We start from the raw sequence: 11,500 nt of genomic DNA, 5'->3' as shown, positions 1-11,500 counted from the left end.
ATGTCCATCATAAAAAAACGCCGCTTGTGGTGATAAGCGGCGTTGATGTTGTCTGGTTTCGTTGGCTAACAGCAAAGTTCTTTTACTAAAAACAATATCACAGCAAGGGAGCAATATTGTTTAGCTGGTTTTTCCTTTGCTCAGAACACGCCGTCCTTCCTGATAACGTTTATCCCAGTAGTCTTCCGTCATTTTAGAAATAATGACGCCGCTGCTGGTTGACGCATGGACGAACTGATCGTTGCCGAGATAAATACCAACGTGGCGTCCGGTTGAACCCGCACGGAACAGCACAAGATCGCCAACGCGCAGTTTGTTGCGCTGAATTTTTTGGCCCATCTCTTGCTGCTCATAGGTTGAACGCGGTAAATCCATACCAAACTGTTCGCGGAATGTGCGCTGAACGAAAGCTGAGCAATCAATGCCACCACGGCTATCACCGCCTAAGCGATAACGAACGCCTTTCCAACTGGCATATTGGTTGAGTAATTTGGACTTGATGTCCACATTACGCACTAATGCTTCAAATTCATCCTGAGAGGCTTGCAGTAAAAGACTATCTTTGTCATTAACTGCACGCATATCAGTTTGAGCTTTATGGTTGTATGCACTGTTACTTCCACATGCGGAGAGCATCATTGCCACCGCGACGGCAGGCACTGCCCGCCAGATATATCTCAGAATCGGTTGAGACTTGACCATTATTGTTATGTTCCCTTGCTGTCCTTAACGATAAATATCGCTATGTAGTATCCCCATTTTTCTGGGGTATAAAGGCCAAACGAAAACGAGACTCAGACTAAAACAGAGTTTCTTCTTAGCCAAACACTCATCGGCGAAAATGTGTTGGAATGCACATTATTTCTCTTGCCGCTGCCAATTCAATATGCGCTAAAAAGCAAACTTGAACGAGACTACCGCAACAGCAGCAGGATTGCGAGAAGTTTTAACTATTTTATTTATAAGATTTAATGATGTGTTCAGCTAAAAAATGTCGATGTAAAAAATCTGAAATCATAGGAATTTATACTGTCGATTTTTTAGGTAATAGTCGGTTTAACAGGTTAATAGCGGCATCGCTTGCTGGCGTTAATAGCCACCAGCTCAGGCCGACCAGAACAACTGAGAGCGAACCGACTGCAATATCGGTAAACCAATGCGCGCCAATCATAATGCGAGGTAATGAGAAAATCACCGTGATGGCCAGACCGATAGCAAAAGCGGTACGGGTGAAATAGCGCAGCATAAAAGCAGCAAAGATCATCAGCATCATGCCGTGGTCGCCAGGGAAACTGTCTGATGACGCATCTTTGGTTGGAATACCGGTTAGGTCTGAAACGCGGTTGACGTCGCTAAAATAGAGTGTCGGGCTGGCGTGTTGTACCGGTAAGAAATGTCCTGCCTGATTCAGCACGACGGCAGTTAACAGCATGACAAATCCGATGGCTAATAAACGGCGACGTTCTGCTGGCGTGGCTTTCAGATAAAACGACAGATACAGTAGGCCCATCGCAATGAGCGCACAGCCGTCAAAAGCGCGATTGTTAGTAATGGCAACCAGATGTAAAAACGCCGGACTATCGACTAAGAGACGGTTGAAATAGAAAAAAATATGGCTGTCGATCGTGAGCCAAAAACCATGATTTTCCGGTAGAAACCAGGATAAAAATAGACTGATGCCCAACAGGTTGAGCACTAAAATAGAAGAAAAACGAGCAAAAGACATAAGGTAAAGCATCCAAATTAAAGACGAAAAACTCCAGTTTACTCCGCGTTAGCTAAACGAGCCTTTAACAGCGAGGCTTGTAACGTATTCCATTCGGCTGGTGTTTCATTGATGACTTCGATACGGCTATCAATCGGTGCTGCCGATCGGGTTTCTATATGCAAATCGTGTCCCTGACGGTTCACGACGAGCGTCCCTTCCTTTATACGCATCACCCCTTTAACCCGACTCACAGGAGAAAGACGAACCCAGTCCAGCAGGGCGGCGGTATCAAAAGCGGTTTCAGGTGCGAATATCCAGCCACAGGCGTGGTAGCCCTGTCCCTGATTGAGCGAACGTCGCCAAGATTGCCCACCCGGTAATTGCAGCGCGGCTAGGCCATTTTTGGGCTGATGCGCATGGTGATGTGTACCGTCCGGCAATTCACGTACGTTATATCTAGGCTGGTCCAGCAGTTGCCAGTCAACACTTCCCTGACTCGCCTCGATAATTTGCCGACCGTCGCTGTTTGCCTGCTGCCACTGTTGTAAGGCCGTGAGATCGTCGGCGGTATAAGTATCGCGTTTGTTGGCGATAATCATATCCGCGGCGGCAAGCTGATCGCGGAAGTTCTCATTTTCCGTATAGCGAGTATCACTCAATTGACGCGCATCCAGAAGACATAGCGTAGCCTGCAATGTCAGCCAGGGCTGATAGATATCACTCGTCAGCAAGGAGAGAATTTGTTTCGGGTGACCGAGCCCTGTTGGTTCAATGAGCAGGCGGTGGGGTTTCTTCTGTTGCAGTAGCATATTCAGGCCAACCTGCATAGGTAGCCCGTTCACGCAGCACATGCAGCCGCCGGGAATCTCTTTCAATACAGCGCCGCTGTCCGCCAGTAACGCACCGTCAATACCCACTTCGCCGAATTCATTGACCAGCACTGCCCAGACTTCGTTTTCAGGCTTTTGCGACAGAAGATGACGAATCGTGGTGGTTTTTCCGCTACCGAGAAAACCTGTGATCAAATTGACTTTCGTTAGCATGGCCGGCTCCTATGCAGGGGTGAGTTGACATGTGCCGGATAGATCATCCGGCGACACGTATTGTGCGGAAAGCACAATATAGAATGTTAGTCTGCGCGACCCATGTAGCGACGTTCTGGAATATGAATACGGATCTTTTCGCCCGCGCTCAGATACTCTGGCACTGGAATGGTCAGCCCTGTACTCATGGTGGCAGGTTTGTTGCGCGCACTGGCGGAGGCGCCTTTAATGCCTGGTGCCGTCTCAATGATTTCCAGATCGACCGTTTGTGGCAGTTCCAGCGCGATGATCTGGCCGTCCCAGCTCAATACCTGAATCCCCGGCATGCCGCCTTCAGGGATAAACAGCAGTTCTTCTTCTATTTGATCTTTTTTGAAGAGGTAAGGGGTGTAGTCTTCATCATCCATAAAGACGTATTCATCGCCGTCAATATAAGAGAAGGTGACCGTGCGGCGCGTCAGCGTGATGGTGTCGAGAATATCATCGCCTTTAAAACGCTCTTCCACTTTCAACCCCGTGCGCACGTCAGAAAAGCGCATTTTGTACAGTGTGCTGGCACCGCGGGCGCTGGGGCTCTGGACGTCGATGTCCTTTACCAGCAATAACTTGTCGTTATAGTTAACGACCATACCGCGTTTAATCTCGTTCGCTCTTGCCATAAAAATTTCCTGCTATAGGGAGTGTGATTTTTGTGGCGACACGTTACTCGCGCCGAAGAGTTCAGGCAAGTGATAAGATGAAGGGAGCTGATATTGGTTTTTGACGACGAGACTGCTATCGTGGCGCTCTTACTTCTTGTCAGCCCACCGGAGAGTTTGCTGATGGACTGTCGCTCCCATTGCGGTGCTTGTTGTACCGCGCCATCGATTTCGACCCCTATGCCGGGGCTGCCGCACGGCAAGCCCGCGAACACGCCCTGTATCCATCTTGATGACGCGATGCGCTGCGGACTATTTCATTCACCGTTGCGGCCCGCCGTCTGTGCTGGGCTACAGCCGCGCGCAGATATGTGTTTCAGCCATCGGGACGAGGCGATGGTTTATCTGCTTAAACTGGAAGCTGACACTGCGCCTTAACGTACGACGATCAGGCGTCTTTGATACGCCACATACAATAGATGGCGCCGATGATCATCAGCAGCGCGAAGAAGAAGACGGCGTGATAGTTCCAGATTTCCGCAACAATACCTGCCAGTGAACCAGAGATGATCCAGCCAACGCGCGTAGTGTTGGTGAACAACGTGGTGGCAGCACCGGCCTGCCCGGGCATCAAGTCCTGAAAGTAAAGCATGCCGATTCCGGCCAAAATACCAATGAAAATGGCATTCAGCACTTGTAACCCCAGCAGGGCAATTTCCCCATCGAGAACCAGCAAACCGCCGAAAAATAGCAGCCCAGAGGCCACGGCAAGCCGCATCAGGAAACGTTTCCCGAAGCGTTTAGCAACGTAACCGGCAATCAGCATGACCGGAATTTCCAGCCCAGCCGCCACACCCATCATGATCCCCGCCAGCTTCTCCGGCAGATGCAGTTCATGCACCAGATACAGCGGCATATTAATGAGGTAAATGCCGTTGCAGGTCCACATTAAGGTACAAGCAACGAACAGCAAGAGCGTGTCCCGGCGATTACGACGTGGCGATTCCAGTGTCGAGGTGGTTTTTTCCACAGCTTTGGGCATGGAAGGCAGGAAAAATTTGACCAGAATACCGCATAAGATAAAGACGACCGCAGCGGTCAGATACATCGTCGTGAAGCCGAACCCTAGCGCCAGCGCAAAAGCGATAGGGGGGCCAACAACCCAGGCAAGAGAAATCTGGGCGCGGAGGATGGAGCTGAACATCGCCGCTTCTCGGCCGGTTTTGTCCGCGTGCTCTCGGGCCAGCGCAAAGAGCTGTGGGTTTGCCGTTGAACCAAAGCTGCTCAGCAGAACGCCGATAAAAAGCAGAATAAAGTAGTTACGATTCCAAGCAAACAATATGCAGGCCAATGCACCCAGCAGGCAGCAGACGAAGATCAGCGATTTGCGATCGCCCTGTCGGTCTGAGCGCGTGGCCAGCATTTGACTGACGATAATGCCGATAACCGCACTGCCGGTATAAAACATCCCCACGAGGAAAGGACGAGCCTGCACTTCGCTGGAAAGGAAGAGGCTGAGCGTAGGAAGTTGCAGGGCGCCGGCTGTTCCGGTCAGAAAGGCAATAACCAAGAAGGCTGACGATGTCAGGTCAAGCGGGCGTCGTGTTGTGTTTGCTGGAGTGAACATAAATTGATAGCGCTTGGAAAATAGGCAGAGGCTGTCGAGCGCGACAGTCTACTCGGGTTTATAATGAAACAGAAATCTTGTTTCATTATTTTTCGTCAGCACGGCTTCAGCCTTTTGCGGATTTTTGTTGGCGGGCAGTGCATCATCCACGTTAAAATGTGCGTGATGTCAAAATTCTGTTACGTCAGCAGCGTAGAAAGCTTGCATAAATGGCGTAATGGAATGAGACTTTTGAAACGTTTCAGCGGGATTTTTTTTGAAACGCCCTAACAATCGACACATTTTTTTCTCATAAAAGCTGAAACGATTCATCTTTCAGCAAGAGAGGAGAGCCATGTTCCAGTTGTCACAGCAAGATATTCATTTGGGCGCAGCGGCGAGTAATAAGCAGGAAGCTATCCAGCTTGTTGCTTCAGCACTGACCGATGCCGGGTGCGTTAACGCAGGGTATGTCGACGGCATGCTCCAGCGTGAACAGCAAACATCCACCTATTTGGGAAGCGGCATTGCTATCCCTCACGGCACCACCGATACCCGCGATCTGGTATTGAAGACCGGGGTTCAAGTATTTCAATTTCCTCAGGGGATCGCCTGGGGTGAAGATCAAACCGCCTACGTGGTGTTGGGGATTGCAGCACGCTCTGATGAACACCTTGCGCTGCTGCGTCAGTTGACTCACGTCCTGAGTGACGATCGCGTAGCAGCACGTTTGGCAAGCACCACATCAGCAGAAGAATTGCGTAGCCTGCTGATGGGCGAGCAACAACTGGCGGAATTCCGCTTTGATACCTCGCTGATTGCGCTGGATGTGGCGACCGATAATCTGCTGACGCTTCAGGCGCTGAATGCCGGTCGTCTTCAGCAGGTCGGCGCAGCAGACGCTAGCTTCGTCAGCACCACTGTCAGCAACAAGCCGCTGAATCTGGGGCAAGGTGTATGGTTCAGCGATAGCGCTGTCGGTAATCTCAGCAGCGCGGCAGCCGTGGCTCGTCCTGCGACGCCTTTCAGCGTTGACGGTGAAAACGTGGCGTTATTGGTCACGGTAGCGGCGGCTGACGATCAGGCTTTTGCGCCGATCGATTACCTGAGTAACCTGCTGGTTGCACAAAAAGCAGAACGTTTGCTGACGGCTGACGCACCGACGCTGCTGGCTCTCTTGACTAGCGATGTACCGGAAGAAAGCGAAGTGCTGACGGCAGAATTTACCATTCGTAACGAACACGGCCTGCACGCGCGTCCGGGAACGATGCTGGTGAACGTGATCAAGCAGTTCAGCAGTGACATTACCGTCACCAACCTGGATGGCACAGGCAAACCGGCAAATGGCCGCAGCCTGATGAAAGTCGTCGCGCTGGGCGTGAAAAAAGGTCACAAACTGCGCTTCACCGCCAGCGGTAGCGATGCAGAACAAGCACTGGCTGCTATTGGCGACGCGATTACGTCCGGTTTGGGCGAGGGGGCCGCATGAGCAGGAGAGTAGCCACAATCACCCTGAATCCAGCTTATGATCTGGTTGGCTATTGCCCGGAAGTTGAGAAAGGCGAAGTCAATCTGGTTCAGACAGCGGGTCTGCACGCCGCAGGCAAAGGCATTAACGTTGCCAAGGTGCTGAAAGATCTCGGGATTGATGTCACGGTAGGTGGCTTTCTGGGGAAAGACAATCAGGATGGTTTTCAGCAACTGTTCAGCGAGCTGGGCATTGCTAACCGTTTCCAGGTTGTGCCAGGACGTACGCGTATTAATGTCAAATTAACCGAAAAAGATGGTGACGTCACCGACTTCAACTTTTCCGGTTTTGAAGTGACACAGCAGGACTGGCAGCGTTTCGTCAATGATTCGCTGAGCTGGCTGGGGCAGTTCGACATGGTTGCGGTGAGCGGCAGTCTGCCTGCTGGCGTCGATCCTGATGCGTTTACCGACTGGATGTCTCGTTTGCGTACGCAGTGTCCTTGCATTATTTTCGACAGCAGCCGTGAAGCGCTGGTTGCGGGATTGAAAGCTTCTCCCTGGTTGGTGAAACCAAACCGTCGGGAGTTGGAAATATGGGCTGGGCGTAAATTACCTACACTGGCTGATGTGGTGGATGCCGCTCACGCGCTGCGTGAACAGGGTATTGCACATGTTGTGATCTCACTGGGTGCGGAAGGTGCGCTGTGGGTGAATGCATCGGGTGCGTGGCGGGCTTTGCCACCAGCTTGTGATGTGGTAAGTACGGTAGGTGCGGGCGACTCCATGGTTGGGGGGTTGATTTATGGCTTATTAATGCGTGAGTCCAGTGAGCACACTCTGCGTTTGGCGACGGCCGTTTCAGCACTGGCTGTGAGCCAAAGTAATGTTGGTATTACCGATCGTCCTCAGTTGGCCGCGATGATGGCGCGCGTCGACCTGAAACCCTTTAACTGATACAGCAGGAGATAAACAATGAAAACGCTGCTGATTTTGGATAAATCACTGGGCCTGGCGAGAAGCCAACTGGTGAAGAACCTACTCGGCGCTGCCGCTGCGAAAGCAGGGGTGACGTTTACAGAACAGGCTAACGACGCTGAACTGGCAATCGTTCTGGGTGCATCCGCTGCGGCGGACAGCGCACTGAATGGCAAGCGAGTTTATGTCGGTGACATCGAACTTGCTGTTTCGCAGCCGGAAGTCTTTTTGGCGAAGGCACAGGCTGAAGCAACGACGTATCAGGCCGTCCCGTCAGCTTCCGTTCAGCAACCCGCTGCTGCTAAGCGTATTGTTGCCGTAACAGCGTGTCCGACTGGCGTCGCGCACACGTTTATGGCCGCAGAAGCGATTGAAAGCGAAGCGAAAAAACGCGGCTGGTGGGTTAAAGTGGAAACGCGTGGCTCCGTGGGTGCGGGCAATGCGATTACCCCAGAAGAAGTGGAGCAGGCCGATCTGGTGATCGTTGCTGCGGATATTGAAGTCGATCTGGCGAAATTTGCCGGTAAGAAGATGTATCGCACTTCCACAGGGCTGGCACTGAAGAAGACGGCGCAGGAGTTAGATAAAGCACAGGCTGAAGCGAAAGTGTATCAGCCGTCTGGGCAAACCAGTGCATCAAGTGCTAACGAGTCTGCGCAGAAAGGCGGAACGGGTCCCTATCGTCACCTGCTGACCGGCGTATCCTATATGTTGCCGATGGTGGTGGCGGGTGGTCTGTGTATCGCCCTGTCGTTTGTCTTTGGTATTGAGGCCTTTAAACAGGAAGGTACGCTGGCCGCGGCGCTGATGAAGATCGGTGGCGGTTCTGCCTTCGCGCTGATGGTGCCTGTGCTGGCGGGCTATATCGCTTTCTCCATTGCGGATCGTCCGGGCTTAACGCCAGGTCTGGTTGGCGGGATGTTAGCGGTGAGTACAGGTGCGGGCTTCCTCGGTGGGATCATCGCGGGTTTCCTGGCGGGTTATGTGGCCAAAGCGATCAACAATAAGCTGATCCTGCCGCAAAGTCTGACGGCACTAAAACCGATTCTGATTATTCCGCTATTTGCTACGCTGATCACCGGCCTTATCATGATTTATGTCGTCGGTACGCCGGTGGCGAAAATCCTGACTGGCCTGACAGGCTGGCTGCAATCCATGGGCACGGCAAACGCGGTGATTCTGGGTGCGATCCTAGGTGCAATGATGTGTACGGATATGGGCGGCCCGGTTAACAAAGTGGCTTACGTCTTCGGTACCACCTTGCTCAGTAGCCAGATTTACGCGCCAATGGCCGCCGTTATGGCTGCGGGTATGGTGCCACCACTGGCGATGGGGCTGGCAACCGTGCTGGCAAGTAAGAAATTCAACCCGACCGAGCGTGAAGGGGGCAAAGCGGCGTTTGTACTGGGCCTGTGCTTTATCTCTGAAGGGGCGATTCCTTACGCGGCGCGTGACCCGATGCGTGTTCTGCCTTGCTGCATCCTCGGTGGGGCACTGACTGGTGCGCTGTCAATGGCGGTGGGCGCTAAGTTGATGGCACCACACGGCGGTCTGTTCGTGCTGTTGATTCCTGGCGCGATTACGCCGGTTATCGGCTACCTGTTAGCGATCATTGCGGGTACTGTCGTCGCTGGTGTGCTGTACGCACTGCTGAAACGCTCTGATGAACAACTGGCAAAAGTTGCGTAAGTTTGATCATCGGCGTGAATAAAAAGTAATGCCATAACACAAGGATGTGGATGAGATAGCGCCAGTTGCTTAAAACCAACTGGCGCTTTTTTATGGACTCTACCCCAGACGCAAGAAAAGCGATCCGAGGAACGGAAACGGGGGAATGGGATAGAAGAGTAAAGCGTTTGAGCGTCCATATATAGGCATTCACCGCGTCTTTATGGTCTATCCATGACTTCCGCTTGGTACAGTCGACTAGCAACGTTATGAGATAAAAAGGTTAATCAGCATTCGCTTCAGATTTGAGCCAGGCGATTTCGTCGGCCCAGATGTCAGGGTTGATTGTCTCCAAAATCATCGAGATACCATCAAAGCGGGCATCTTTCATGATATAGCTGAAGGCTGTTTTGCCGATATTACCTTCTCCCAGACTATGGTGACGGTCAACGCGACTGGCGAACGCGCTTTTCGCATCATTCAAGTGCATTCCGCGTAGATAGCGGAACCCAACAATGCGATCAAACTCAGCAAAGGTGGCCGCGCAATCTGCTTCCGTCCGCAGGTCGTAGCCGCCAGCGAAGGCGTGACAGGTATCGATACAGACGCCGACGCGGCTTTTATCTTCTACGCCATCGATGATGGCTGCCAAATGTTCAAAGCGGAACCCCAAATTACTGCCTTGCCCGGCGGTGTTTTCAATCACGGCGGTGACGCCGTCCGTTTCCGCCAGCGCGATATTGATGGATTCGGCAATACGTGCCAGACAGTCAGCTTCCTCGATCTGCTTTAGATGGCTGCCGGGATGAAAATTCAGGAGGCTTAGCCCAAGCTGTTGGCACCGAGACATTTCATCAATAAACGCGATGCGTGACTTCTCCAGCGCCTCGGCGTCTGGGTGACCCAGATTAATCAGATAGCTGTCGTGGGGTAGAATCTGTGCTGACGTATACGCATACTGCTCACAAGCGGCTTTAAAACGGTCGATGACCTCGGCGCTGAGTGGCGCGGCCTGCCATTGGCGCTGATTCTTGGTAAATAACGCGAAAGCCGTCGCTTTTATTTCATGTGCGCGAATTACGGCCTGATCGACTCCGCCAGATGCGCTAACGTGCGCCCCAATGTATTTCATGTTGCTCTCCTCTGATAACGACAACATTATGCAGGTTAATGGGACGTTAACAGGTAAATAATTTATCGTTAGCCGAATAAATGATCGAAGAACAGATTAATTCCTGCACCGCCAACCACCAGCCAGATAAATAAAACGAGAGCCAGCAGCAGCGGTTTTGCGCCTGCCTGACGAATGGCGCTGAATCGGGTTGTGAGCCCCAGCGCAACCATCGCCATGGTCAACAGCACATTATCGAGTTGTACCAACTGCGTGACGAGCGCAGGAGAAAGTAGCTGGAAGGAGTTGAAGGCCGCTACGGCGATAAATCCCAGTGCAAACCACGGGAACATCAGTGGAACCGCATCTTGCGTATCACTTTTTTGTGTCGTTTTTTTCAGGTAAAACCCAAGAATGAGAAGGAAAGGGGCTAGCATCATCACGCGCAGCATTTTGCTGATGACGGCGATGTTTTCCGTCGCACCATCAACGGCATGTCCGGCAGCAACGACCTGAGCGACTTCGTGTATCGTTGAGCCGAAGTACAGACCGACGATCTGTGGTGTGACGTCAATCCAGTGATGGTCGAGATTGAGCTGATAAAGCCACGGGTACAAAAACATGGCTGTCGTACCGAAAATCACCACGGTGGAAACGGCGACGGCAATCGCATTGCTGGACGCTTTGACAACCGGCGCGGTTGCCATGATGGCTGCCGCACCGCAGATGCTGCTGCCAGCACCGATGAGAATCACGGTTTCATTGTTGAGCTTCAGCCAGCGTTTCCCTATCCAGCAGGCGAGTAAAAACGTCAGCGTGACCACGGTAAGATCGACGGCGACGCCAGTCACGCCAACGGCAGTAATCTGCTGAAAGCTGAGACGAAAGCCATAAAGTATGATGCCCCAGCGGAGTAAATGCTGTTTGGCCCACTGCACGCCCGGATTACACAGCGGATGAATACGTGGATAAATGCTGTTTCCCAGCACGATTCCTATCAGGATCGCTAATGTCAGCGAACCCGGCCCCCAGTGGGCGATTTTCGGAATATTTGCCAGCCAGAGGAGTGAAAAAGTTATTAAACTGACTAATAGCAGACCGAGTAATCGCGCTTTTGCTCCATCGGGCGGGGCCATCGTGTGTAATGTCGCAGGAGTAGCCATGGATTGTGTGCCTATTCTGACCGTACCGAAAATTGAGAAGCCAGCTTATAATCCACGAGATTAAAAAAGAAATTGATTATATATTTATAACCTATAAGTATTTCAGATAAAGAGCGCA

General features: G+C 51.9%; 11 protein-coding genes. 4 read left to right on the top strand and 7 right to left on the bottom strand.

From position 1 onward, the window contains the following. Positions 1 to 120: 120 nt before the first annotated feature. The 4 genes from mepS to yeiP form a co-directional block, all read right to left on the bottom strand. Complete coding sequence (gene mepS, locus H0247_RS03855) at positions 121 to 702, bottom strand: bifunctional murein DD-endopeptidase/murein LD-carboxypeptidase (RefSeq protein ID WP_180741316.1); 582 nt, start codon at positions 700 to 702, stop codon at positions 121 to 123. Between the two features lie 322 nt (positions 703 to 1,024). Beyond that, positions 1,025 to 1,726: a phosphatase PAP2 family protein gene (locus H0247_RS03850; RefSeq protein ID WP_180741315.1), complete on the bottom strand. Its 702-nt coding sequence runs from the start codon at positions 1,724 to 1,726 to the stop codon at positions 1,025 to 1,027. 38 nt (positions 1,727 to 1,764) lie between these two features. Continuing rightward, positions 1,765 to 2,751 (bottom strand): GTP-binding protein, encoded by a 987-nt coding sequence (locus H0247_RS03845; protein ID WP_180741314.1) that lies wholly within the window; start codon positions 2,749 to 2,751, stop codon positions 1,765 to 1,767. Between the two features lie 86 nt (positions 2,752 to 2,837). Then, positions 2,838 to 3,410, bottom strand: coding sequence for an elongation factor P-like protein YeiP (yeiP, locus tag H0247_RS03840; protein ID WP_180741313.1), 573 nt, complete (start codon positions 3,408 to 3,410; stop codon positions 2,838 to 2,840). Between the two features lie 162 nt (positions 3,411 to 3,572). On the opposite strand from yeiP, the gene H0247_RS03835 reads away from it, so the two are divergent. After that, positions 3,573 to 3,827 carry a hypothetical protein gene (locus tag H0247_RS03835; protein WP_015839911.1) on the top strand — a complete coding sequence of 85 codons (255 nt, stop codon included), beginning with the start codon at positions 3,573 to 3,575 and terminating at the stop codon, positions 3,825 to 3,827. Between the two features lie 10 nt (positions 3,828 to 3,837). Here H0247_RS03835 and setB read toward each other — a convergent pair whose 3' ends face one another. Beyond that, positions 3,838 to 5,016 (bottom strand): sugar efflux transporter SetB, encoded by a 1,179-nt coding sequence (setB, locus tag H0247_RS03830; RefSeq protein WP_180741312.1) that lies wholly within the window; start codon positions 5,014 to 5,016, stop codon positions 3,838 to 3,840. Between the two features lie 334 nt (positions 5,017 to 5,350). Here setB and fruB point away from each other — a divergent pair, with 334 nt between their 5' ends. From fruB to fruA, 3 genes are read left to right on the top strand one after another with little or no spacing between them, the layout of a single operon-like run. Next, on the top strand, positions 5,351 to 6,484 hold the full coding sequence (gene fruB / locus H0247_RS03825; protein ID WP_180741311.1) for a fused PTS fructose transporter subunit IIA/HPr protein: 1,134 nt from the start codon (positions 5,351 to 5,353) through the stop codon (positions 6,482 to 6,484). Then, the gene (gene fruK, locus H0247_RS03820; RefSeq protein WP_014699594.1) at positions 6,481 to 7,419 is read left to right on the top strand and encodes a 1-phosphofructokinase; all 939 of its coding nucleotides are present in this window, start codon (positions 6,481 to 6,483) and stop codon (positions 7,417 to 7,419) included. The genes fruB and fruK overlap by 4 nt, the downstream gene beginning before the upstream one ends. 18 nt (positions 7,420 to 7,437) lie before the next feature. Further along, complete coding sequence (gene fruA / locus H0247_RS03815; RefSeq protein WP_180741310.1) at positions 7,438 to 9,129, top strand: PTS fructose transporter subunit IIBC; 1,692 nt, start codon at positions 7,438 to 7,440, stop codon at positions 9,127 to 9,129. Between the two features lie 262 nt (positions 9,130 to 9,391). Here fruA and nfo read toward each other — a convergent pair whose 3' ends face one another. Then, on the bottom strand, positions 9,392 to 10,240 hold the full coding sequence (nfo, locus tag H0247_RS03810; RefSeq protein ID WP_180741309.1) for a deoxyribonuclease IV: 849 nt from the start codon (positions 10,238 to 10,240) through the stop codon (positions 9,392 to 9,394). A 68-nt stretch (positions 10,241 to 10,308) separates the two neighbouring features. Then, positions 10,309 to 11,382: a YeiH family protein gene (locus H0247_RS03805; protein ID WP_180741308.1), complete on the bottom strand. Its 1,074-nt coding sequence runs from the start codon at positions 11,380 to 11,382 to the stop codon at positions 10,309 to 10,311. Positions 11,383 to 11,500 lie beyond the last annotated feature (118 nt).

Source organism: Pectobacterium sp. CFBP8739, from assembly GCF_013449375.1.
Classification (GTDB): domain Bacteria; phylum Pseudomonadota; class Gammaproteobacteria; order Enterobacterales; family Enterobacteriaceae; genus Pectobacterium.
This window is presented reverse-complemented; position numbering and strand designations above follow the sequence as displayed.